The sequence below is a fragment of the Pseudomonas sp. GW821-FHT07F05 genome (assembly GCF_059418765.1).
In genome coordinates this window covers 834,012-857,141 of sequence record NZ_JBWKQL010000001.1, presented here as the reverse complement: position 1 = coordinate 857,141, position 23,130 = coordinate 834,012, and the positions used below count along the sequence as shown (strand labels likewise).

At 61.7% G+C, this 23,130-nt stretch carries 18 protein-coding genes and 2 tRNA genes; 10 read left to right on the top strand and 10 right to left on the bottom strand.

Going from position 1 to position 23,130, the window contains the following annotated elements:
* Positions 1–36: 36 nt before the first annotated feature.
* Positions 37–2,253 (bottom strand): DNA internalization-related competence protein ComEC/Rec2, encoded by a 2,217-nt coding sequence (locus AC07RO_RS04025; protein ID WP_495085318.1) that lies wholly within the window; start codon positions 2,251–2,253, stop codon positions 37–39.
* Between the two features lie 153 nt (positions 2,254–2,406).
* Between AC07RO_RS04025 and AC07RO_RS04020 the strand changes: the two genes are divergently transcribed.
* Positions 2,407–2,922, top strand: a complete 516-nt coding sequence (locus tag AC07RO_RS04020) for a DUF2062 domain-containing protein (protein WP_463582800.1) — start codon at positions 2,407–2,409, stop codon at positions 2,920–2,922.
* Positions 2,923–3,045: 123 nt separating this feature from the next.
* On the opposite strand, the gene AC07RO_RS04015 is transcribed toward AC07RO_RS04020, so the two are convergent.
* From AC07RO_RS04015 to AC07RO_RS04005, 3 genes are all read right to left on the bottom strand, one after another.
* Positions 3,046–3,825, bottom strand: a complete 780-nt coding sequence (locus tag AC07RO_RS04015) for an ABC transporter permease (RefSeq protein WP_495008898.1) — start codon at positions 3,823–3,825, stop codon at positions 3,046–3,048.
* Positions 3,822–4,754 (bottom strand): ABC transporter ATP-binding protein, encoded by a 933-nt coding sequence (locus tag AC07RO_RS04010; protein ID WP_495085317.1) that lies wholly within the window; start codon positions 4,752–4,754, stop codon positions 3,822–3,824. Before AC07RO_RS04010 ends, AC07RO_RS04015 begins: the two co-directional genes overlap by 4 nt.
* 219 nt (positions 4,755–4,973) lie before the next feature.
* Complete coding sequence (locus AC07RO_RS04005) at positions 4,974–5,597, bottom strand: glutathione S-transferase family protein (RefSeq protein WP_282373551.1); 624 nt, start codon at positions 5,595–5,597, stop codon at positions 4,974–4,976.
* A 213-nt stretch (positions 5,598–5,810) separates the two neighbouring features.
* On the opposite strand from AC07RO_RS04005, the gene AC07RO_RS04000 reads away from it, so the two are divergent.
* From AC07RO_RS04000 to AC07RO_RS03985, 4 genes are all read left to right on the top strand, one after another.
* Positions 5,811–8,255 (top strand): acyl-CoA dehydrogenase, encoded by a 2,445-nt coding sequence (locus AC07RO_RS04000; protein WP_495085316.1) that lies wholly within the window; start codon positions 5,811–5,813, stop codon positions 8,253–8,255.
* A 198-nt stretch (positions 8,256–8,453) separates the two neighbouring features.
* Entirely contained in the window at positions 8,454–8,657 is a 204-nt protein-coding gene (locus AC07RO_RS03995; protein ID WP_192172749.1) for a hypothetical protein, read from the top strand.
* A gap of 64 nt (positions 8,658–8,721) precedes the next feature.
* On the top strand, positions 8,722–9,132 hold the full coding sequence (locus AC07RO_RS03990) for a PA2817 family protein (protein WP_133776461.1): 411 nt from the start codon (positions 8,722–8,724) through the stop codon (positions 9,130–9,132).
* Positions 9,133–9,829: 697 nt separating this feature from the next.
* Positions 9,830–10,918: an LLM class flavin-dependent oxidoreductase gene (locus tag AC07RO_RS03985; RefSeq protein WP_495085315.1), complete on the top strand. Its 1,089-nt coding sequence runs from the start codon at positions 9,830–9,832 to the stop codon at positions 10,916–10,918.
* A 74-nt stretch (positions 10,919–10,992) separates the two neighbouring features.
* Here the strand turns inward: AC07RO_RS03985 and AC07RO_RS03980 are convergent, their stop codons facing one another.
* Positions 10,993–11,811, bottom strand: a complete 819-nt coding sequence (locus AC07RO_RS03980) for a class II aldolase/adducin family protein (protein ID WP_423572768.1) — start codon at positions 11,809–11,811, stop codon at positions 10,993–10,995.
* Positions 11,812–11,938: 127 nt separating this feature from the next.
* Entirely contained in the window at positions 11,939–12,844 is a 906-nt protein-coding gene (locus AC07RO_RS03975; RefSeq protein ID WP_192172755.1) for a LysR family transcriptional regulator, read from the bottom strand.
* A 200-nt stretch (positions 12,845–13,044) separates the two neighbouring features.
* Here AC07RO_RS03975 and AC07RO_RS03970 point away from each other — a divergent pair, with 200 nt between their 5' ends.
* The 5 genes from AC07RO_RS03970 (at position 13,045) to AC07RO_RS03950 (ending at position 19,163) form a co-directional block, all read left to right on the top strand.
* Entirely contained in the window at positions 13,045–13,653 is a 609-nt protein-coding gene (locus AC07RO_RS03970; protein WP_495085314.1) for a cysteine dioxygenase family protein, read from the top strand.
* On the top strand, positions 13,650–15,230 hold the full coding sequence (locus AC07RO_RS03965; RefSeq protein ID WP_495085313.1) for a rhodanese-related sulfurtransferase: 1,581 nt from the start codon (positions 13,650–13,652) through the stop codon (positions 15,228–15,230). The genes AC07RO_RS03970 and AC07RO_RS03965 overlap by 4 nt, the downstream gene beginning before the upstream one ends.
* Positions 15,231–15,561: 331 nt before the next feature.
* On the top strand, positions 15,562–16,584 hold the full coding sequence (locus AC07RO_RS03960) for an ABC transporter substrate-binding protein (RefSeq protein ID WP_495085312.1): 1,023 nt from the start codon (positions 15,562–15,564) through the stop codon (positions 16,582–16,584).
* Positions 16,585–16,608: 24 nt separating this feature from the next.
* Entirely contained in the window at positions 16,609–17,979 is a 1,371-nt protein-coding gene (locus tag AC07RO_RS03955; RefSeq protein ID WP_495085311.1) for an LLM class flavin-dependent oxidoreductase, read from the top strand.
* Positions 17,976–19,163, top strand: coding sequence for an acyl-CoA dehydrogenase family protein (locus tag AC07RO_RS03950; RefSeq protein ID WP_495085310.1), 1,188 nt, complete (start codon positions 17,976–17,978; stop codon positions 19,161–19,163). Before AC07RO_RS03955 ends, AC07RO_RS03950 begins: the two co-directional genes overlap by 4 nt.
* Before the next feature lie 234 nt (positions 19,164–19,397).
* On the opposite strand, the gene AC07RO_RS03945 is transcribed toward AC07RO_RS03950, so the two are convergent.
* From AC07RO_RS03945 to AC07RO_RS03930, 4 genes are all read right to left on the bottom strand, one after another.
* Complete coding sequence (locus tag AC07RO_RS03945; RefSeq protein ID WP_495085309.1) at positions 19,398–21,686, bottom strand: molybdopterin guanine dinucleotide-containing S/N-oxide reductase; 2,289 nt, start codon at positions 21,684–21,686, stop codon at positions 19,398–19,400.
* 48 nt (positions 21,687–21,734) lie between these two features.
* The gene (locus AC07RO_RS03940) at positions 21,735–22,736 is read right to left on the bottom strand and encodes an ABC transporter substrate-binding protein (RefSeq protein WP_495085308.1); all 1,002 of its coding nucleotides are present in this window, start codon (positions 22,734–22,736) and stop codon (positions 21,735–21,737) included.
* Between the two features lie 239 nt (positions 22,737–22,975).
* A tRNA-Gly gene (locus tag AC07RO_RS03935) sits at positions 22,976–23,051 on the bottom strand.
* A gap of 3 nt (positions 23,052–23,054) precedes the next feature.
* Positions 23,055–23,130, bottom strand: a tRNA-Glu gene (locus AC07RO_RS03930).

The following is a 23,130-nucleotide window of genomic DNA, read 5'->3' as shown; positions in this document are numbered from 1 at the left end:
CGCCTCGCCGAACGTGTCGATGAATAACCAGACCTTTCAGTCACGCCAGAAGCGTCGCGTCCTACGTTCGGCCTGCGCCTTCTCGTAAGCGCCCAACTGCACGGTGATAGCACCCAGCACAGCGCTGTCGTGGATTTCCATGCCCGACCACGCATACCGCGACATCACCAGAGGATGGGGATGACCGAAGGCATTATTGCGGCCTCGGGAAATCAGCACGCCCCGGGCGCCGACCGCGCGCAGAAACGCCCGGGACGACGAGCTGCGGCTGCCGTGGTGGGGGGATTGCAGCCAGTGGGCGCTGACGTCAAACCCGTCGTCGAGCATCGCGCGCTCTGCCTCCACGTCGATATCACCGGTCAGCAACAGCCGCTCGCCGTTGGCCTCGACGCTGAGCACGCACGAGGCCTGATTGCCCTCGGCGGCTTGCTCCCAACTCCAGGTGGAAAAAACGACTTCATCCCACGTCCATGTTTCCCCGTTACTGCAGGACTCGGCCGACAACTCGGCAGGCATGCGCCCTACGTCTCCCGCCAGCACTCTCGCAACGAGCACGCCTTTTAGAACAGCGGCGGCGCCACCGGCATGATCAGAATCGGCATGACTGAGCAGCAGCGTGTCCAGCTGCCTGACCCCGGCGCGCCGAATGGCCGGCAACACCACGCGCTCGCCGATATCGAAATCGCCGAAGCGCGGCCCCGCGTCATACAGCAGCGCGTGATCACGGGTACGGAGCAATATGGCAAGACCCTGCCCTACGTCCAGTTGCAACACTTCGACTTGCCCGGCGGGCACTGTCTTCTGCGGCGGAAAGATGCACAGCAACAGTAACGGCCAGCCCAGCGGACGCATCGGCAGGCCTTTGGGCAGTAACAGCAGCAACGCGCCGAGCAGGCTGAGCGGCCAGACCCACACCGGCACGTGGGGCCCGGTCCAGGCGGGAGCGAGATCCGCCATGAACGAGAGCCATCGAAACAACCCGTCCATCGAACCGCCCGCCAGCCACAGCAGGCTTTCGCCAAGGGATGGAATCGCCAGCAGCAGCGTGCCGATCAACGCCAGCGGCAGAATCAACAGGCTTACCCACGGCACGGCGAGCAGATTGACGACGGGGCCGCTCACGCTCACCGGCAGGTTCAGCGCCAGCAACACCGGCAACAGGCCAAGCGCAATCAGCCATTGTGCGCGGGTCCAGCTCTTCAGCCAGCTCCACCGCCCGAGTCGCCCGCTGAAGATCAGCATCAGGATCGCGACGGCCAGAAACGACAGCCAAAAGCCGGGGCGCAGCGTGATCAACGGCTCGGCGATCAGCACCAGATTCAGCGCCAGCAAAAGCGGCCACGTGGTGCCCAGATGGCGGAACCGCAGACGCCACAGCAGCACCAGACCCAGCATGGTGACAGCCCGCTGCACCGGCACTTCAAACCCCGCCAGCACGCCATAGGCCAGCGCGCCCGAGAAGGCCGCGATGCACGCCGAGGGCAGCCAGGGTAAAAAAGCCGGCCACGCGCCCCAGCGGGCCAGCCCGGCGACGAGCCCGTAGAGCAAGCCGGCAAGCAAGCCGATGTGCGTCCCGGAGATGACCAACAGGTGAACGGTGCCGGTGTCCTGCAGGACCTGCCAGTCGGCGGCGCTCAGTCCTGAATCGTCACCGAGCACCAAAGCAGCCAGCCCGCCCTGTCGGCCCTGGGCATCCACACTGAGCAGGCGCTGGCGGATGCCGTCGCGCCAATTGCCCCGGGCCGGTTCGAGCAACTGACCGTCCACCACGGTGCCGGTAGCGCCAATGCGCTGGGCCAGCAGCCATGCCTGGTAATCGAACGCGCCGGGGTTGACCAGCCCGCCCGGGCGTTTGAGCTTGACCGCCAGACGCCAGCGCTCTCCGCTATTGACCGGCGGGCCGCCGTACCAGCCGATGCGGATCTGCTCGGGCAATCGCGCGCGTCGTGAAACGGGATCATCCAGCTGAAAACGCACCACGCCGTCGACGGTCTGCGGCAGCCCGACCACGCGCCCTTCCAGCCAGAGCGTTTGCCCATCGAGGCGCTCGGCCAGTCGGTCATCCAGCGCCGACGACGCCGAGACGCAGGCCCAAGTGAGGCCGAACAGGTAAAACGCCAGCGGGTAGGTGCGAAACGGCAGCAGCATCAGCGCCACCACGGGCATCGCCAGCAGCAACCAGACCGGCGGTAGTGCTGGCAAAAAACGTAGCGTCAGCAATCCGAGTGCGAGGGCGAGCATCCCTGTGCGCATGAGGCTTTCCTTGTCTGCGGGCGAAATCGACCTCCACGGCTTAGTCGATGCCCCGGCACGCGCGCTTATTAATTGTCACAAAGTCTGAATTTGCGTTTGCGACCATCCGTGCATACTTCCTCGAATTTCCCGCCCACCTCGCCGGATTCCCGTATGCCACGCCACCTGATCAAGCGGTACATGCCCGATCCGAACAGCATCCGGGAACACAAATCCTTACGCTTTCTTGGCTCTCTTCTGCACGACCCCAACCTCTGGCACCTCAATCGACGCTCCGTGGCGCGCGCGATGGGGATCGGGCTGTTCGCCGCGTTGATGCCGATGCCGTTGCAGATGCTGCTGGCTGCCGTGCTGGCGATCTGGGTACGGGCCAACATGCCGATTGCGGTGAGTCTGTGCTGGCTGACCAACCCGCTGACGATGCCGCCGGTGTTCTATTGCACCTACAAAATCGGTGCGCTGCTGATGGGCTTGCCGCCACGGCATTTCCCGGACGAGCTGAGCTGGGACTGGATCAGCGGGCAGCTTTCTACCCTGTGGCAGCCATTTTTGCTGGGGTCGGTGGTGGCGGGGATCGTGCTGGGCGTGGCGGGGTATTTCGGGACAATGGCGTACTGGCGCTGGTGGGTCGGACGGCAGTGGAAGCAGCGCAAGGCAAAGCGCCAATAGTACGAACACAGCAGAACATGTGCGAGTGAGCTTGCTCGCGAAGGGGTCAGCACATGCGCTACAGATTCAGCGCGTGTAATAAAGTCTTCGCGAGCAAGCTCGCTCCCACAAGGTGCGGCGAAATTACTGACGCATCCCGCGCCCGCTCACCAGCAATCGCGCGCAGCCCAGGTACAGCACGATGGTCGCAACGACCATGAACGCCAGGGCGATGCTGATCTTGATGTCCGACACGCCGAGGATGCCGAAGCGGAAGGCGTTGACCATGTGCAGCACCGGGTTGGCCAGCGACACGGTTTGCCAGAACGGCGGCAGCAGGTTAATCGAATAGAACACCCCGCCCAGGTAGGTCAACGGCGTCAGCACAAAGGTCGGGATGATCGAGATATCATCAAAATTGCGCGCAAACACAGCGTTGATGAAGCCCAGCAGCGAAAAGATTGTCGCGGTCAGCAGCACCACAATGATGGTGATCCCCAGGTGATGCACCTGCAGGTCGGTGAAGAACATCGACAGCATCGTGACGATCACCCCCACCGCCAGCCCGCGCAGTACGCCGCCGATGGTGTAGCCGACCAGAATGGTGTGGGGCGACACCGGCGAGACCATCAGCTCTTCGACCGAACGCTGGAACTTGGCGCCGAAGAAGCTCGAGACGACGTTGCCGTAGGAGTTGGTGATCACCGACATCATGATCAGGCCGGGCACGATGTACTGCATGTAGGTGAAGCCACCCATGTCGCCGATCTGCCGACCGATCAGGTTGCCGAAGATCACGAAGTACAGAACCATGGTGATCGCCGGCGGCAGCAGGGTCTGCGGCCAGATCCGCATGAAGCGCCGGACCTCACGGTAAACGATGGTGTTCAGGGCGATCAGGTTGGGACGCAGCTCCGAGCTCATATCGCCACCTTCGCCAGATTCTTCTCGACCAGACCCACGAACAACTCCTCAAGGCGATTGGTTTTATTGCGCAGGCTCAGCACCTGAATGTTCTGCAGCGACAGCTGGCTGAACAGCGACGTGATGCCGATGGTCTTGTCGACCTGCACCTCAAGCGTCTGGCTATCCACCCGTTTCACCGGATAACCGTTGAGCTGAGGCGCGGCCTGCAGTGGATCGCGCAGGTCCAGCAGGAAGGTCTCCACATGCAGCTTGTTGAGCAGGTTCTTCATGCTGGTGTTTTCGATGATCGTGCCGTGATCGATGATGCCGATGTTGCGGCACAGCTGCTCAGCCTCCTCCAGATAATGCGTGGTGAGGATGATGGTGATGCCCTTCTCGTTCAGCTCGGTGAGGAAGGTCCACATCGAACGTCGCAGCTCGATATCAACGCCGGCAGTAGGCTCGTCGAGGATCAACAAACGCGGCTCATGAATCAGTGCGCGGGCAATCATCAGTCGGCGTTTCATGCCGCCGGACAACGAACGTGACGGCGAGCCGCGCTTGTCCCACAACCCAAGCTGGGTCAGGTACTGCTCGGCGCGCTCTTTGGCGATCTTCGGCGGAATGCCGTAATAACCCGCCTGAGTCACGACGATATCGAAAGTCTTCTCGAACTGATTGAAATTGAATTCCTGCGGCACCACGCCGATCGAGCGCTTGAGTTGCGCCGGATTGGTATCGAGGTCGTGGCCGAAGATGTTCACCGTGCCGCTGGTTTTGTTGACCAGGGTCGAGATGATCCCGATGGTGGTGGATTTGCCGGCGCCGTTGGGGCCGAGCAATGCGAAGAAATCACCCTCGGCGACGTCCAGATCAATGCCCTTGAGGGCCTGGAAACCGTTGCCGTAGGTCTTGGTTAGCTGCCGGATGGACAGAGCTGAACTCATGACTGAACACACACCAATAAAAAATGAAAAGGGAAGATAAACGAATACGAACGTGCAGTTGCCGGGCTCACAGGGGCGCTGACATTTACCGTGCTGCGCAGCTGGAATATCAGGCGCAACACAACGCTACAAACGCAGTGGCCGCAATGTTGCGTGCCGATGCCGCCCAAGTACAGCGACATCGATTGATAGTCAGTATTAACTCGACACGGGCTGAACTCAGGTCAGCGCGGTCATGACGGCTTTTCGATACGCCGGACGCTGTTGCAAACGCTCGTACCAGGCTTTGAGGTGGGGCAGCTCGCGACGTTCAATCGGCATTTCGAACCAGGGATAAGCGAAGCAGCCGAGGGGAATGTCGCCCACGCCGAATTCGTCGCCCGAGAGGTACGGCTGATGCGCCAGTGCTGCGTCGACGATGACCAGCAGGCGCTCGACTTCAGCTTTGGCCGCGTTGATCTGCGTCCAGTCCTGTTTGTCGGCTGGCGTGCGTACTACGCCCCAGAACACCGGGCGGAAAGGGCCGGCCAGCGTCGACGTAGTCCAGTCCATCCACTTCTCCGCCTGAGCGCGCGCCTTGGGGCTGGCGGGATAGAAAGCAGGATCCGGCGCGTATTGAGCCGCCAGATAACGGACGATGGTGTTGGATTCCCACAGCACGAACTCGCCGTCTTCAATCATCGGCACCACACCGTTGGGGTTCTTCGCCAGGTACTCGGGCTGATCGTTGACACCAAAGGCGCCGCCGGCATTCAGCGACTCGTATTCCAGTCCCAGTTCCTCGGCGATCCACAATGCCTTGCGCACATTGGACGAGTTCTTGCGGCCCCAGATCTTCAACATGTTGTCATTCTCCGTGTGGTCAACGAGCGATGAGTGGCGTTTGCGGCGGGCCACAGTCTACTCCGGGATGCGGGTGTTCGAGCCACAACTTCCTGTGCATCGGCCAGCCCCCGAACTCCCTTGATAGCACGGGGTCACTATCGAAGCGCGGGCCAGAGCGGTCGACTGCGCAGCCGGTTGCGCTTATCGCACCGTCATCATGGAGGGCTGTTTATGTTGTTGCTGTGGATCGTAGTGTTGGTGGTCGGCGTGGCCTGGCTGGCCCATCGGCGAGTTGCGCCCTTCCCCGCCCTGGGCATCGTCGCGGTGTACCTGCTGGCGATGGGCGCGTTCAGCCATGCCCACGGCTGGATGATCATCCCGTGGGTGTTGTGGATTGGCGTCGCGTTGATGCTGGCGCTGCCGGACCTGCGCCGCAAACACTTCAGTGCGCCGATGTTCTCGTGGTTTCAGAAAGTGCTGCCGCCAATGTCCGCCACCGAGCGCGACGCCATCGACGCCGGCACGGTGTGGTGGGATGGCGAGCTGTTCAGCGGCCGTCCGGACTGGAACACCCTGCTCAGCTACCCGAAGAGCAAACTGACCGATGAAGAGCAGGCGTTCCTCGACGGCCCGACCGAAGCACTGTGTGCCATGGTCAGCGACTGGGAGATCGGTCAGGCCATGGACCTGCCGCCTGAAGCCTGGGCGCATATAAAGGAGCACGGTTTCTTCGCGCTGATCATTCCCAAGGAATATGGCGGTAAAGGCTTCTCGGCCTACGCCCACTCGCAAGTAGCGATGAAGTTGGCGACCCGCAGCGGCGATCTGGCCTCCACCGTGATGGTGCCCAATTCACTGGGCCCGGCAGAGCTGTTGCTGCATTACGGCACCGACGAGCAGCGCAATAATTACTTGCCGCGCCTGGCGCGAGGCGACGAGATCCCATGCTTCGCACTGACCGGGCCGCTGGCCGGCTCCGACGCAGGGGCCATGCCTGACACCGGGATCATCTGCAAGGGCCAGTGGGAAGGTGAGGAAGTCATTGGTCTGCGCCTGAATTGGGAAAAGCGCTACATCACCCTCGGTCCCGTCGCCACCCTGCTCGGCCTCGCCTTCAAGGCCTACGACCCTGAGCATTTGCTCGGTGACGAGACAGACCTGGGCATCAGCCTGGCGCTGATTCCAACCGACACCGCCGGTGTGGAAATCGGTCGCCGTCATGTGCCACTGGGCGCGGCGTTCATGAACGGCCCGAACTCCGGCAAGGACGTGTTCATTCCGCTGGAATACCTGATCGGCGGCCAGGACATGCTCGGCAAAGGCTGGATGATGCTGATGAATTGTCTGTCGGTCGGACGTTCGATTTCCCTGCCGGCGGTCGGTACCGGCGCTGCGAAGTTCACCAGCCTCGTTACCGGGCAGTACACCCAGGTGCGCGAGCAGTTCAACGTACCGCTGGCAGCGTTCGAAGGGATTCAGGAATCCCTCGCGCGCATCGGTGGCAACGCATGGCTGATGGACAGTGCGCGCATTCTGACCGCCAACGCGGTGGACCTGGGCGAGAAGCCTTCGGTGCTGTCGGCGATCCTGAAATACCACCTGACCGAGCGTGGCCGCGAGTGCATCACCCACGCGATGGATGTGCACGGCGGCAAGGGCATCATCATGGGCCCGAACAACTACCTCGGTCGCTCATGGCAAGGCGCGCCGATCTTCATCACCGTGGAAGGCGCGAACATTCTCTCGCGCAACCTGATGATCTTCGGTCAGGGCGCTATTCGCTGCCATCCGTTCGTGCTGAAGGAAATGGCCCTCGCCGACCGTAAGGATCACGATCGGGCGGTGGTGGAATTCGACGGTCTGCTCATGCAGCACATTGGCTTCGCCGTGCGCAACGCGGCCAGCACGCTGGTGCTGAATCTGGGGCTGGGGCATTTCGAAAGCGTACCGGGGGATCGCCTGAGTCAGGGTTATTTCCGCGCACTGAACCGGCAGGCTGCTGCGTTCGCGATGTTGGCGGACCTGAGCATGATGCTGCTGGGCGGCGAGCTGAAACGCCGCGAGCGCCTGTCGGCGCGTCTTGGCGATGTGCTGAGCCACATGTACCTGGCGTCCGCCGCGCTCAAGCGTTACCACGATCTGGATTATCCCGAAGCGCTGGCGCCGCTGTTTTGCTGGTCCATGGAAGAAGCGCTGGGTGAGTCCGAGCGCGCGCTGGACGAGTTGCTCAGTAATTTCCCGAACCGCATTCTCGGCGGGCTGCTGCGGGTGATCGTGTTCCCGTTCGGTCGTCGTCACAAAGGGCCGTCGGACAGGCTCGATGCGCAGGTCGCGGAGATCCTTGGCCGTGCCAAGGGCGACCCGGCGCTGGAATCGGTGCTTGCCGGTTGCTATCGCCCGACTGACGCAGAGGATCCGGTCGGCGCGTTGCAGCACGCCAGCGACTTGCTCGGCGGCGCCAAGGCGATCCGCAGCAAACTTCATCACGCGGTGAAAAGCGGCCAGGTCAAACCGGCGGGTGGCGAGCATCTGATCGACGCCGCGCTCGACGCAGGCGTGCTGCAGGCGGCGGAAGCGGAAACCTTGCGCGCTGCAGAGGCGGCGCGACGCAAGGTGATCGATGTGGATGATTTCGACAAGGAAGCGCTGGTCGCCACCGAAGGCAAAACCCGCTAACAACGACGTACCCTGTAGGAGTGAGCTTGCTCGCGATTGCGGTGGGTCAGCAACATGCACGTTAGCTGACACGCCGTCATCCGCGAGCAAGGGAATCGCTCCTGCAGTTGCTGCCCACGACTTACGTCTACATACACCGCTCTAGCGAATTGTCCTACACTCCTTGGTAACAACAAGAAAAACCCAAGGGGACGCATCATGATTAACCAACGCCTGACTCATCGCTGCCTGCTCTCTGAAATTGCCTCGGGGGAGGATCATTACAGAGGCAAGCCGACACAAACCCTGCAAACCCTGCTGATGATGGGCTTCGTCACTCGTCTGCCCAGTCCTGACCGTACCTATGCTCATCTTGCGCTTACCGAAGCAGGCCATCGGTATCTGGCCGGGTTGTGGCATTGAGATAGCCGCAGGCGGCGGGGGCCTCTATACTCCCGCGCCTGTTTTTGTCTCTGAGGGCTTCATCATGGCCGACGCCAATCTCGACCACATCATGAATCTGCTGTTGCATTTGCGCGGCATCCTGGTCGCGCTGGGAGAGGCCGAGCAGGTCCCCGAAGAAAGTCATGCGCTGTTTCTGGAGCGTTACGATGAGTTGCTGACGCTGTTGCCTGCTGATCCGATCGAGAGTCAGTATCTGGGGCAGGATTTGTTGTGTCAGGTGATTCAGCGCTATCCGCAGATTGCTCATTTGGTGCCGCGGGATTTGTTGTGGTTTTTCGCGGGCGATTGTCTGCATTTCATGCCGGACGATGAGATTGATTTGTATACGGCGCTGGAGGAGCGTCGGTTTGAGGCGATGGAGAACGAGGAGCCGTTCGACTGGAATCAGGAGAAGCAGTTGTTGGCGATGTCGCAGTCTGAGTCCAAGCATTGATCTGAGGTTATCCGGATCAAGATCAACATCAAGAGCGTCCGCCTGTGGGCGGACTGTTTCGCCTTCGGCGAGTTACTTGATAAAGCCCCAAGTAACCAAGGGCTTGTGCTCCTGGTTGGGCCCTTCCTTCGTCAGGGTTCCTTCACTCCGGTCTCGCTCCGTGGGCCCGCGCCGAACGGACATCCATGTCCTGACGGCGCTCTTGCCGCATCCATGCGGCTCGGCCCACTCCGCGAAACCTGCGTTCAGCCTGCACCCAAGTCGCGTTTGGCGGTGTCTGGACATTCTGCGTATGAAGATCAAGATCAAGATCAACGGCAGATCAGGGGGTTCCCGGCTGATGCCGGTCCTACGGGGGGCGCCCCCGGTCCTTATGACTGCGCGCATTTGTAGGACCGGCTTTAGCCGGGAAGAGGCCGGTATGGGCAAATGCAAGCTCGCCGCCTAACGCTTCGATCCTTTCCACGCTCTGCGTGGGAAGGCATTCCTTGACGCTCCGCGTCGTCATTGAGCTTGGCAGTGGCTCTGCCGCTCAACAAAACATTTTGTGATCTTACCTGCCCGCTAAATGCATATTTTTTATAATTAGCTTAGCGCCAAATCGAATTTCACAGACCCTCGACTTCCCCCTATGTTGCTGACTCGCACCCGCGCCCTCCCCTTGGTGCAGGTTGTTCCATCAGCACGAGGAATTGTCATGAGCGTCGAGTTCATCGGTTATATCGCGACCCAACCCGGGTCGGAGATTCATCCGCGCAGCGAGCCGGCGGTTCAGCCTGAGTATGTGGAGAAAGTCGCCCGTGCCCATGAAGAGGCGGGCTTTGATCGTGCGCTGGTTGCCTACCATTCCAACAGCCCGGACAGTGCGTTCGTGGCGTCTTACGCGGCCAGCGTCACGACAACATTGAAGTTTCTCGTCGCACACCGTCCGGGTTTTATCTCACCCACCGTCGCCGCTCGGCAATTCGCCACGCTGGATGTGTTCACTGGCGGGCGGATTGCGGTGCACATCATTACAGGCGGCGATGATCAGGAGCTGCGCGCCGACGGCAGCTTCATTGGCAAGGATGAGCGTTACGCGCGCACGGACGAGTACCTCGGCGTGGTGCGCCAGGAATGGACAGCCGACAAGCCGTTCTATCACCACGGTGATTACTACCAGTTCGAGGGCGCTCACTCGCTGGTCAAGTCGCCGCAGCAGCCGCATATTCCGCTGTATTTCGGGGGTGCCTCGCAGGCTGCGCTGGAAGTCGCGGGCAAGCATGCCGATGTCTATGCGCTGTGGGGCGAGACCTACGAGCAAGTAAGAGACATCGTCAAACAGGTGCGGGCTGAAGCCGCAAAACACGGCCGGACGGTACGTTTCAGCCTGTCGTTGCGGCCGATTCTGGCGGAGACGGAGGAAAAGGCCTGGGCGCGTGCGGACAATATCCTTGAGCGGGCGAAGGCACTGGCGCAGGCTTCAGGGTTTGAACGCCGGGAGCCGCCAAATGAAGGTTCGCGGCGTTTGCTGGAAGCCGCGGCCCAAGGTGCGCGTCTGGACAAACGCTTGTGGACCGGCATTGCCGGGCTGCTTGGCGCGAAAGGCAATTCCACCGCGCTGGTGGGTACCGCAGAGCAAGTGGCCGAGGCGCTGCTGGATTATTACGACTTGGGAATCACGACGTTCCTGATTCGCGGTTTTGATCCGCTGCAAGACGCAATCGATTACGGCAAAAAACTGATCCCGCTGACACGGGAATTGGTCGCGCGGCGTGAGCAGGAGAAGAACGAGAAAGTGGCGTAATCGCCGCCTGCGCGGCAGGCCTCATCAACACCCCATGCCAGGCGCGCCGCGTAACGGCGCGCCAGGATTCGACATCACGCCTGATAATCCGTCCCGTGCCGATCCAGTTCGCGGATCAGCGCGTTCCAGTGCCGTGTCACGCCCGGACCCGTGCCGCTTTTCAGGACTTTGGCCTGTTCTTCCACTTTCCTGACCACTTCCTCGGGCGGGAAGATCAATTCGGCATTGCCCGCCGCCTGCGCCGCGATCTGAATGTTGCACGCGTATTCGAGGTTGTGCAGCTGTTGAAACGCGTGCTCGACACTCACCCCTGCCGTGAGCAGACCGTGGTTGCGCAGGATCATCACGCTCTTGTCGCCCAGGTCCGCCACCAGGCGTTCACGCTCGCCGAGGTCCTGCGCGATGCCTTCGTAACCGTGGTACGCCACGCGCCCGGAGAACCCGAGGGAATGCTGGGAGATCAGCAACAGCCCGTTCTTCTGCGCAGAGACGGCAATCCCGTCGCGGGTGTGGGTGTGCAGCACCGCCTGTAAATCAGGGCGCGCTGCATGGATGGCGCTGTGGATAACGTAGCCAGCGTTGTTGATGCCCAGGCCGGTCGGGTCATCGACGAGGGTGCCGTCGATGTCGACCTTGACCAGATTGGACGCGGTGATCTCGTCGAACAGCAAGCCAAAGGCGTTGATCAGGAAGTGCTCATCAGGCCCCGGCACGCGCGCGGAAAAGTGCGTGTAGATGTGGTCGGTCCAGCGTTTCAGGGCGGCGATCCGGTAAGCCGCCGCCAGTTTCACCCGCACCTCCCACTCTTCCGGGCTGACCCGATCACGCACGCTGCCGGCGTTGACGGCGGTGCTAACGCCGGACTGAACGGGTAAAGAACTGACGTTGCTCATGCATGACTCCCTGGTGGTCTGGTTCAGACGTAATCGGGGCAGCCTATGCGCCGAGCAAACCATTTAGAAATCACATTTTCTTCTAAGCTAATTATCAGTATTTTTTATTATTAGACTGGAGCAGCCCTCAAGCCGCATCCCGCTCCTGCTTCAGCGATTGCGCCACCAGACTGCCGAAGGACGCCACCGGCGCCTGCAGATTGCCGAGGAAGCGAGGGTAGATCAGCCACAGGTCCATGACCGGCTTGAAATCCTTTAGCGGCATGACCGCCAGTGAATCGCGGTGGACGCTGCGTTCCAGCAGCGGACGCGGCACCAGACCCAGGCCCATGCCATCGGCAACCAGCCCCAGTTGCAGCTCGGTGCCGAAGGTTTCCAGATTGACCTTCAGGCTTAACCCCTGATCAGCCAGCGTGCGTTGCAGTCCGGCGCGGAAACCGCAGCCATCGGGGTTGAGCACCCAGCCCAGCTCGTAGCAGTCCGCCAGCTTCACCGGCTTTTTCGGCAGCGCGCTCCTGGCGCACACCACCACCAGCTCCATCTTGCCGATGGACTCGCCAACGATGCCTTCAGGGAAGATCTTCCCGGCCGGGAACAGCGCCGCGGCCGCGTCCAGTTCGCCATTCTCGATTTTGCCGATCAGGTGGCTGCCCCAGCCAGTGATCACTTGGGCGCGCAGGTCGGGAAATTGCCCGCGCAGGTGTTTCAACGCATCCAGCAGCACGACGTCGCCGATGGTTTGCGGCACCCCCAGCCTGAGCAAACCGCTGGGCGGCGTGTCGCTGGCGACGAGTTCACGCAGAGAGTCCATTTCCCGCAGGATCGCCAGACACTTCTGATACACCTGCGTGCCCATTGGCGTCGGCTTGAGCGGCTTGGTATTACGGTCAAACAACTCAACGCCCAGCGCCTGCTCGAAATTCTGCACCCGGCGCGTGATAGCGGGTTGGGTCAGGTCGAGGGATTCAGCGGCATGGCTGATCGACTGGCAGCGAATGACCGCTACGAAAGCATCGATGTCATCAATTTTCATTCGGATCGCACATGGAATAAGAGAAACAAGATAGGCAAAAATCATAATGGCTATCGAAGGCGCTGGATAGCCTCACAACGTCCGGCACCCTGCGAATCGGTTATCAACGACTTTTTGGTTATAACCTAATCATCAATAAATAGCATATTAGCCAGGCGCATTATGCTTATATTAAGCATCCCCTTCCGACCGGAGCCGATATGACTCACATCCGACACCCTGAACGACTCAGGGCCTTTATCGGCGCGTTGGCCGAGCTGATCGATAGCAACCCGGGGGAAGGCGACCTGCTCTCCCGGGGTGGCAAGCTGCTGGGGCAACTGGTCAGTCATGACGACTGGCTGCCGGATGAGTTCGCCGTGCCCGATCCGGCGCGCTATCAACAGTTTCTGTTGCACGCCGACTCACGGCAGCGGTTCTCGGTCGTCAGCTTCGTGTGGGGGCCGGGCCAGAGCACGCCGATTCATGATCATCGCGTCTGGGGCTTGATCGGCATGCTGCGCGGCGCCGAGTATTCCCAGGGGTTCGCCCGCAGCGCCGATGGCCGGCTGGAACAGGAAGGCCCGGCGATCCGCCTGGAGCCCGGTCATGTCGAGGCGTTGTCGCCGGGCAGCAACGACATTCATCAGGTCAGCAACGCCTTCGACGACCAGGTGTCGATCAGTATTCATGTCTACGGCGCCAACATCGGCGCCGTGAAGCGCGCTGTTTACCAGCCCGATGGCAGCGAAAAGCTGTTCATCTCCGGCTATTCCAACGCTTTTCTCCCGAACATCTGGGACCTGTCCAAAGAGAACCAAGCCCAATGAGCCATGACACCCGTTCATACGCCGACATCCACCGCGCCCTGCTCGCCCATGAAGAGGTCGCGCTGGTGGATGTGCGCGAAGAAGCCCCGTTCGCCGAAGCTCACCCGCTGTTCGCCGCCAACATTCCGTTGTCGAAGCTGGAGCTGGAGGTGCTCGCGCGCATCCCACGTCGCGACACCGCTGTCACCGTTTATGACAACGGCGAAGGTCTGGCCGAACGCGCCTTGAAGCGTCTTCAGGACCTGGGTTACAGCGACGTCAAGCTGCTTGAAGGCGGGCTGCAGGGCTGGCGCGACGCTGGCGGCGAGGTGTTCATTGACGTCAACGTGCCAAGCAAGGCGTTCGGCGAACTGGTGGAGCACCATCGCCACACGCCGTCTTTGGCCGCCGAAGAGGTCAAGCAATTGCTCGACGCCAAGGCCGACGTGGTGGTGCTGGATGCGCGGCGGTTCGATGAATATCAGACCATGAGCATTCCCACCGGCGTCAGTGTGCCCGGTGCCGAACTGGTGCTGCGTGCCCGTGAGCTGGCGCCCGATCCCAATACCCGGATCATCGTCAATTGCGCCGGCCGTACGCGCAGCATCATCGGCACCCAGTCGCTGGTCAACGCGGGCCTGCCCAACCCGATTTCCGCCCTGCGCAATGGCACCATCGGCTGGCTGCTGGCCGGGCAGACCCTGGATCACGGGCAATCCCGGCGCTTCCCGCAAGTCACTGAAGCGACCCGGGAAGTTGCTCGGGCGGATGCGCGCAACGTGGCGGACAAAGCACGAGTGAAACGCGGCAGCCGGGCGGACTTGCCGGTCTGGCAGGCAGAGACGACTCGCACGACGTACCTGTTCGATGTGCGCACGCCGGAAGAATTCGAAGCCGGTCACGTGCCGGGGGCGCGTTCGACGCCGGGCGGCCAACTGGTGCAGGAGACTGACCATTACGCCAGCGTGCGCGGCGCACGAATTGTTTTGCTCGACGACGACGGCGTGCGCGCGAACATGTCGGCTTCGTGGCTCGCACAGCTCGGCTGGGAGGTGTTCGTGGTGGACGACCTGGGCCCTGAGGATTTCAGCGAAAAAGGCGGCTGGAACGCGCCGAGTCCGCCCGCGCCGCAGGTCGAGAAGATCAGCGCCGAAACACTGCGCCAGTGGCGCGAACACGGTGGCGTGGCGGTGCTGGATTTCACCGCCAGCGCCAACTACGTCAAGCAGCATATTCCGGGTGCCTGGTGGACGCTGCGAGCCGACCTTGCCAGCGCGCTGCAAAACATTCCGGTCGCCGAGCGTTACGTGCTGACCTGTGGCAGCAGCAAACTGGCGCGCCTGGCTGTGTCTGAGGTCGAAGCGCTAACGGGCAAGCCGGTGTTTGTGCTCAAGGACGGCACCGCCAGTTGGGTCGCGGCGGGGTTAGAGCTTGAGCACGGCGAAAGCCATCTGGCCTCCCCGCGCATTGATCGCTATCGCCGGCCTTATGAAGGCACCGATGCGCCGCGGGAGGCGATGCAGGCGTATCTGGATTGGGAGTACGGATTGGTCGAGCAGTTGGGCCGCGACGGGACCCACGGGTTTTATGTGATCTGAGCCGCCGCATGACGGCTGGCCCCCGTCGCGCGGACGACGCCAGTCGCTGTGGGAGTGAGCGTGCTCGCGAAGATGGCGTTCCAGCCGCTGAAGATTCAGCGCGTGTGCCCGCCACCTCGTGGGCAACCGCTCCTGCACAAAATGCATCGCCCCAAAAATAGTTATGCATTAATTTAATAATTAGTATCCGCATCATCACACAAATACATAATTAGCATATAACCAAAAGATACTTCTATTCCGTTTCTTATAGGCATAAGGTCAATCCCCTTGCCGACCCCTTCTCCAGGCGGAGGCCAAGAATCCACTTCCACGCCTGGAGACACGCACCATGTCCGCCCCTTTCACTCCCCTGCTCCGCGTCCGACACGTGATACTCGGCGCACTGCTCGCATTGTCATTCAGCCAAATCACGCAGGCCGCCGAGCCACTCCAGCCGCTGCTCGTCGCTAACCAGAAGTCCGCGCTGAAGGTGCTGCTGGAGGTGTCCGGCGAGCTCAAGGACGTGCCCTACGAGATCAAGTTCTCCGAATTCCCTTCGGCGTCGCCACTGGGCGAAGCCCTGAACGCAGGGGCCGTTGACGTTGGCGCACTGGGCGACGCGCCGTATGTCTTTGCGCTGGGCGCGGGGGCCGCGTTGAAGGTCATCAGCATCACCCACGTCAGCGGCCGCTATACCACTGCATTGATCGTGCGCAACGACTCGCCGATCAAGTCGGTTGCCGACCTCAGGGGCAAGCGCATCGTCACCGGGCGCGGCTCCATTGGCCATTACCTGGCCATCCGCGCGCTGAACGAAGCAGGCCTGAAGACCAGCGACGTGAATTTCGTCTACCTGCTGCCCAGCGAGTCGCGGCTGATCCTCGACAACGGCGATGCTGACGCCTGGGCCACCTGGGCGCCCTACACCACCGTCGCCACGCAGAACGGCGCGCGCATTCTGCCCAACGGCCCGGACTTGCTGACCAATCATTCCTACCTCGCTGCGACCAGCAAGGCTATCGCCGACAAGCGCGTGCAACTGGACGACTTCGTGGTGCGCCTCGACCGCGCCTACCGCTGGGCCAACGCCCATCCCGCCGAATACGCCGCCGCCCAGACCAAGGTCACCGGGCTGCCATTGGCCGTGCACTTGGCGGTCAACCAGGACACCAAAATGGAACGCGTGAGCATCGATGACGGCGTCATCAAAGGCTTGCAGAACACAGCGGACATCTACCAGCGCGAAGGCATCCTGAATAAGCACGTCGACGTGTCCCACGGCTTCGATGCGGATTTCAACGCCATCCGCCTGGCCGCCGAGCAATCAGCCGGGCAAGCCGCCCACCAGAACAATCCCCAAGCTGCGCGCTAAGCGCTCAACTCAGGAGCACACATCATGAGCAAGCCTCGTCAACTCAAATTCGGTGCAATGGTCCATGGCGTGGGCCACGGTTGGGGCGAGTGGCGCCACCCGGATGCGCAGGCCGACGCCAGCACCAACGTCGACTGGTATAAAGGCCAGGCCCAACTGGCTGAAGACGCGAAATTCGACTTCGTGTTCATCGCCGACAGCCTGCACATCCACGAGAACTCCAGCCCGCACTACCTCAACCGTTTCGAGCCACTGACCATTCTCTCGGCGCTGGCGGCGACGACATCAAAGATCGGCCTGGTGGCGACTGTGACCGTCAGCTACACCGAACCCTTTCAAGTGGCGCGGCAGATCTCTTCCCTGGACCACATCAGCGGCGGCCGCGCCGGCTGGAACGTCGTCACCTCATGGCTCAGCGGCACCGCCGAAAACTTCAGCAAGAGCGAGCATCCGCCCCACGCCGTGCGCTATCGCATTGCCAGGGAGCACGTGTCGGCGGTCAAAGGGCTGTGGGATTCCTGGGAGGACGACGCCTTCACCCGCAACAAGCAGACCGGTGAGTTTTTCGACCGCAGCAAGCTGCACGCCTTGAACCACGCGGGCGACTTCTTTCAGGTCAAAGGCCCGCTGAACATCGCCCGCTCCCGTCAGGGTCAGCCGGTGCTGTTTCAGGCAGGGACCTCCGAGGACGGGCGCAACTTCGCTGCAGAGTATTCCGATGCGATTTTCGTCCACGCCGAGTCCCTGGAAGAGACTCAAGCGTATTACGCCGACCTCAAGCGCCGCGCTATCGGCTTTGGACGCAACCCGGATGACCTGTCGATTTTGCCGGGCATTCGCCCGATCGTGGGGCGCGACGCCGAAGAGGTTGAGCAGCGTTATCAGCAAGCGGTGGAACTGGTGAGCATCGAAGACGCTATCGTCGCGCTGGGCCGGCCGTTCAACGATCACGACTTCCGCCAATACCCGCTGGATGCGGCGTTTCCGGACCTGGGCGATCTGGGCGCCAACAGCCAGAAAGGCGGTTCGGATCGGATCAAGCAGCAGGCCAGGGAGCAGAACCTGACCCTGCGTCAGGTTGCGCTGGATTTCTCCCGCCCCCGCCGCGAGTTCGTCGGCACGCCCGAACAGGTCGCCGACCAGATTCAGCACTGGTTCGAGAACGGCGCCAGTGATGGCTTCATCATCAATTCGCTGTTGCCTGATGGGCTGAAATACTTCACCGAGTTGGTGATTCCGGTCCTGCAGCAGCGCGGCCTGCAACGCAATGATTACACCGGCTCGACCCTGCGCGAACACTTTGGTCTGGAGTTTCCCGTCAATCGTCATACCGCCGCGCGGCTGGCAGCGGCTGCGAAGGTCACGGACGCTGAAAAATCGCAGGTCCCGGCATGAGCGCAGGATTGAATCGGCAACCTGATGCTTCAGCAGATGCCGAGACCGAGGCGGCCTTTGTGGGGCGTTTGCAGGGGATCACCGAGCGGCTGGCCGAGACCGCGCAGCACTACGATGAAACGGCTGACTTCCCACACGAGAACTTCCGTTTGCTGCACGAGCAAGGTCTGCTCGGGCTGACGGTCGAAGGCGCGCTGGGGGGCGGCGATGCGGATCTTAAGCGGGCACAGCAAGTGATCAGCGCGGTGGCGCGCGGCGAGCCTTCCACTGCGCTGATTCTGGTGATGCAGTACATCCAGCACGCACGCATTCGGGAAGTCAAAAACTGGCCCGAGCATTTATACCGACAGGTGGCGCTGGACGCGGTGCATAAAGGTGCGCTGATCAACGCGCTGCGGGTCGAGCCGGACTTGGGCTCGCCTTCTCGCGGCGGGCTGCCGGCGACGATTGCGCGCAGGACGGCGGAAGGCTGGCGGATCAGCGGACGGAAGATTTACTCGACGGGGAGCCGCGGCCTGACCTGGTTCAACGTCTGGGCCCGCAGCGATGACGCCGATCCGATGGTCGGGGTGTGGCTGGTGCGCAAGGACAGCCCGGGCGTGAGCATCGTCGAGGACTGGGATCATTTGGGCATGCGCGCGACCTCCAGCCACGAGGTGATTTTCGACGACGTGCTGGTGCCGCTGGATCATGGGGTCAACACCAGCCCGGCGAGTTCGCCGCAGCCTGAATTGGATGCAACAGGATTGCTGTGGATGTCGGTGTTGTTGTCGTCGGTGTACGACGGCATTGCGCAATCGGCGCGGGACTGGCTGGTGAATTTTCTGGAGCAGCGCACGCCGTCCAACCTGGGGGCCTCGCTGTCGACGCTGCCGCGCTTTCAAGAAGTACTCGGCCACATCGACACCTTGTTGTTCGCCAACCGGACGTTGCTGGAATCGGCGACTCATGGGCTGACGCCGGCCAGTCATGGGGCGCAAATCAAATACCTGGTGACCAGCAACGCCATTCGCGCGGTTGAACTGGCCATTGAAGCCACCGGCAACCCCGGCCTGTCGCGCAGCAACCCGCTGCAACGCCATTATCGCAACGTCGTCTGCGGCCGAGTGCACACGCCACAGAATGACGTGGTGCTGCAGGGGGTGGGCAAGGCCGTGTTTGCCGGGCGAGCAGTCAGGCAGTAAGTAGCACCGCATTCCACGGTAGGACCGGCTTCAGCCGGGAAGGCGCCAGTGTGAACACCCCAAATCTTGCAGCGTGACACCCGACGCATTCCCGGCTAAAGCCAGTCCTACCGGGTGTACGCATTGTTTTTAGTGGGACCGGCTTCAGCCGGGAAGAGGCCAGTTGCGACACCCTCAATCTTGCAGCGTCATGTCCAACGTCTTCCCGGCTAAAGCCAGTCCTACGTTCGCCGATCAAGCCAGCATTTCAGGCGGCTCGAACGCGGTGATCGGCGGTACTTCGCCGTGCCACCTTTCAACGTCAACCGTCACTGTCTGCGCCGAGCAGCCCTGAGACAGCCTCGACGCCCCGATATCTTCAGTCAGCACATTCGGGTTGCCGTGCTTCTCCAGGCTCTCCGCCTGCCCCTTCACCAGCGGATCAAACCAGGCCCCCGTGGCGATCTGTACCACGCCCGGGCGAATGTCGTCGGACACAATCACCCCCGCCAGAAAAGCACCTCGATTGTTGAACACCCTGACCACATCCCCCTCGGTAATCCCGCGCGCCAAGGCGTCCTGCCGGTTGATCGTCAACGGCTCCCGCCCCTGAATTTTCGAAGCCTGGCTGTAAGCACCGTGATCATACTGACTGTGCAGGCGCGTCTTCGGCTGGTTCGACAGTAGATGCAGGGGCAGCGGCTGGGCGGGTTTGTCCAGCCAAACGGGATGGCCGGGGCAGTCGGCATAGCCAAAGCCTGCGATCGTCTCACTGAAAATCTCGATCCTGCCCGACGGCGTCTGCAGCGGATTCCCCTGGAGATCCTCCCGAAAGGCCTTGAGCAGCACAGTATCGTCTGCCGGGTAATCCACTTCGAACACGCCCTCGCGCCAGAACTCGTCAAAATCCGGCAGCTCGATGGCAAAGCTTCCGGCACGTGGTCGCGACTCTTCATACAGCAAGCGCAGCCATTGCCCGGCATCACGGCCCTCAGTAAACACCTGCTCGCAGTCCAGCCGACGGGACAGCTCGGCGAAGATCGCATAATCGTCCCGCGCCTCCCCCACCGGCTCGATCACCTTGTGCATGGCGATCATGAAGCGGTCGGACGCAGCGCTACCAATGTCGTCACGCTCCAGCGCAGTGGTCGCAGGCAGCACAATGTCCGCGTGTTTGGCCTGAGCGGTCCAGAACTGCTCGTGAACGATGATGGTTTCCGGACGCTGCCAGCCCTGCAGCAGTCGATTGATGTCCTGGTGATGATGAAAAATGTTGCCGCCCGCCCAGTACACCAGTCGGACGTCCGGGTAGTGATAACGCTTGCCGTTGTAATCGAACGCCTCGCCGGGATTGAGCAGCATGTCAGTGACCCGCGCCACCGGAATGAAATCCTTGACCGGGTTCACGCCCTGGGAAAAGCGCGGCCCGGAAAACGCCTTGCGCCCGCTGCCGGTGTTGTTCATGCAGCCATAACCCAGCCCGAAGCCGCCGCCGGGCAGACCGATCTGACCAAGCATCGCCGCCAACGTCACGGTCATCCAGAACGGTTGCTCGCCAAACTGCGCCCGCTGCAGCGAGTAGGCGACGTTGATCATCGTGCGCTTGCCGGCCATCTCCCGCGCCAGGCTGACGATCCGTTGCGCCGGAATATCCGTCAGCGCTGCCGCCCACTCCGGCGTCTTCGCCACGCCATCTACCGCGCCGAGCACATATTCGATGAAGCGCTCATGCCCCACCGTATAACGACGCAGAAAATCTACGTTGTGCAGTCCTTCGTCCACCAGCACCCAGCACAGCGCCATCATCAGCGCAGTGTCGGTGCCGGGCCGCACGGCGAGCCACTCATTGCGCTGCGGTCCGGTTAAATCATCACGCAGCGGGCTGATATTGACGAACTGCACGCCAGCGTCCGACATCCTGCGAATGCCGTTGCTGACCAGATGATCGCTGGCACCGCCGGGGCTGCATTGCGCGTTCTTCAACGGCAACCCGCCAAACGCGACGAACAGCTCGCAATGCTCCGCCAGATTCTGCCAGGAGGTGTGCGCTGCGAGCAGCCAGTCCATGTTGCCGACGATGTGCGGCATCAACACCCGGCCCGCGCCGAGGCTGTAACTGTCAACGCTGTAGACGTAGCCGCCGCAGCTGTTGAGGAAACGGTGCAACTGGCTTTGCGCATGATGAAACCGCCCCGCGCTGCCCCAGCCGTAACTGCCGCCGAATATCGCTTTGTTGCCATGCTCACTCTTTACCCGCGACAACTCGGTGGCGACCAGATCCAGCGCAACATCCCACGGCACCTCGACGAAGGCTTCGTGGCCGCGCAAGTGCGGGTTGCGCAGGGCCGGATGATCGTCGAAGCGCTCGAGAAAACTGCGGCGCACGGCCGGCCGACGGATACGCGTGGCCGAGTCGATTGCCCCGGGAATAGACGAACCAATCGGCGAAGGGTCCGCGTCCCACTCCACCGGATCCATGGCCTGAAGCCGTCCGTCAACAACCCGCGGACGGTAAGCGCCCCAATGCAACGAGGTGAAACTCATGGGTCAATGCTCCAGCAAGTGGGCCTGTGCGGTGACTGCCGTGATCGATCAACGCGCCGCTTGTGCCGACGCGTCAGCCCCGGCGTCAAGCGCAGCGGCAAAGGAGTCGTCGAACACAGTGCCAGCCGGATAGGACTTCGTCAGCCCCGCAGCGTTGAAAAAGTCGATGGTCTGCTGCGCCTGGGTAATGACCTGGGGTGAAATCGGCAGCACCACCGTCGCCGAACGCTCGAACCAGCCCCGCGCCACCTCGGGGTCGGCCTTGGACAGGACCGCCCACGCATTAGCGTACGTGTCGGTGTTCTGCTTGTTGGCGACCGACCAGGCCCGCGCTTTTTGCAGGCGCCGGAGGAAGTCGGTGATTTCAGGGCGCTTGTCTTTGATCGAGCGGTCACTGGCGACGACAAAGCTCTGCGCCGGGATCAGGTTTTGCGCGGTGGTGATCACCCGCCCGCCCTGGCGCTCCTGCTGAATCACGTAGGGATCCCACGTGGCGATGGCGTCAACCGAACCACCGTCCAGAGCATGGGAAGCGTCCAGCGCACTCAAATATCGATATTCCACCGCATCCCGCGCGATGCCGGCCTTGTCCAGCGCAGTCAGCATCAATTGCTGGCTCCACGAACCCTTCCAGATCGCCACCCGCTTGCCTTTAAGGTCGGCCACCGATTTGATCGGCGAATCCTTGCCCACCACGATCGCCACCCCCGCCAGGTTCTGCCGTGAAACGCCAATCACCTTGATGGGCGCCCCTAACGCGCCGAGAAACAGCACCGGCGCATCACCCAGCAAGCCGACGTCGAGGCTGCCGGCATTCAGCGCTTCCGCGACGGGTGAGCCGGCGGTGAACTGTTTCCATTCCAGCGTGTAGGGCAAATCGTTGAGAACGCCAGCGGCTTCCATGACGGTTCGGGCGCCATAGCTTTGATCGCCCACCACCAGTTCTGCGGCATGCACCGCGCTGAGTGAGCCGGTGAATAGGAGAAGTGATAACACAGGGCGCAACAGAAGGGATTTGATCGACACAGGCAATCTCCGAGGAGGCTCCATCGGAACCGGATCATGAAATGAACGCCGGTCCGCCTGTGCGGTAGCCGATTCTTGGGCCTGCGCCGGGTGAAGCAGCGTCAGGGATCAGAACCATAGCATCGAAGGTTATATTAATTAAATTCAATATAGTTATATGTAAATATGCGGAATGTGCAGATCAAGGTAGCGGTAGACTGGATCACTACCCAAATCCCGCACAAACAAAAACGCCGCTCTAGTGAGCGGCGTTTTTGAGAATTTGGAGCGGGAAACGAGACTCGAACTCGCGACCCCGACCTTGGCAAGGTCGTGCTCTACCAACTGAGCTATTCCCGCAAATGGCGTCCCCTAGGGGACTCGAACCCCTGTTACCGCCGTGAAAGGGCGGTGTCCTAGGCCACTAGACGAAGGGGAC

Excerpts from the sequence above, each read along its gene's own strand:
- AC07RO_RS03945 (WP_495085309.1), bottom strand. The coding sequence starts at position 21,686 with ATGAGTTTCACCTCGTTGCATTGGGGCGCTTACCGTCCGCGGGTTGTT.
- AC07RO_RS03950 (WP_495085310.1), top strand. The coding sequence starts at position 17,976 with ATGAGCGCAGGATTGAATCGGCAACCTGATGCTTCAGCAGATGCCGAG.
- AC07RO_RS03940 (WP_495085308.1), bottom strand. The coding sequence starts at position 22,736 with ATGGAGCCTCCTCGGAGATTGCCTGTGTCGATCAAATCCCTTCTGTTG.
- AC07RO_RS03960 (WP_495085312.1), top strand. The coding sequence starts at position 15,562 with ATGTCCGCCCCTTTCACTCCCCTGCTCCGCGTCCGACACGTGATACTC.
- AC07RO_RS04010 (WP_495085317.1), bottom strand. The coding sequence starts at position 4,754 with ATGAGTTCAGCTCTGTCCATCCGGCAGCTAACCAAGACCTACGGCAAC.
- AC07RO_RS03965 (WP_495085313.1), top strand. The coding sequence starts at position 13,650 with ATGAGCCATGACACCCGTTCATACGCCGACATCCACCGCGCCCTGCTC.
- AC07RO_RS03955 (WP_495085311.1), top strand. The coding sequence starts at position 16,609 with ATGAGCAAGCCTCGTCAACTCAAATTCGGTGCAATGGTCCATGGCGTG.
- AC07RO_RS04025 (WP_495085318.1), bottom strand. The coding sequence starts at position 2,253 with ATGCGCACAGGGATGCTCGCCCTCGCACTCGGATTGCTGACGCTACGT.
- AC07RO_RS03970 (WP_495085314.1), top strand. The coding sequence starts at position 13,045 with ATGACTCACATCCGACACCCTGAACGACTCAGGGCCTTTATCGGCGCG.
- AC07RO_RS04020 (WP_463582800.1), top strand. The coding sequence starts at position 2,407 with ATGCCACGCCACCTGATCAAGCGGTACATGCCCGATCCGAACAGCATC.
- AC07RO_RS04000 (WP_495085316.1), top strand. The coding sequence starts at position 5,811 with ATGTTGTTGCTGTGGATCGTAGTGTTGGTGGTCGGCGTGGCCTGGCTG.
- AC07RO_RS03980 (WP_423572768.1), bottom strand. The coding sequence starts at position 11,811 with ATGAGCAACGTCAGTTCTTTACCCGTTCAGTCCGGCGTTAGCACCGCC.
- AC07RO_RS04005 (WP_282373551.1), bottom strand. The coding sequence starts at position 5,597 with ATGTTGAAGATCTGGGGCCGCAAGAACTCGTCCAATGTGCGCAAGGCA.
- AC07RO_RS03985 (WP_495085315.1), top strand. The coding sequence starts at position 9,830 with ATGAGCGTCGAGTTCATCGGTTATATCGCGACCCAACCCGGGTCGGAG.
- AC07RO_RS03990 (WP_133776461.1), top strand. The coding sequence starts at position 8,722 with ATGGCCGACGCCAATCTCGACCACATCATGAATCTGCTGTTGCATTTG.
- AC07RO_RS03995 (WP_192172749.1), top strand. The coding sequence starts at position 8,454 with ATGATTAACCAACGCCTGACTCATCGCTGCCTGCTCTCTGAAATTGCC.
- AC07RO_RS03975 (WP_192172755.1), bottom strand. The coding sequence starts at position 12,844 with ATGAAAATTGATGACATCGATGCTTTCGTAGCGGTCATTCGCTGCCAG.
- AC07RO_RS04015 (WP_495008898.1), bottom strand. The coding sequence starts at position 3,825 with ATGAGCTCGGAGCTGCGTCCCAACCTGATCGCCCTGAACACCATCGTT.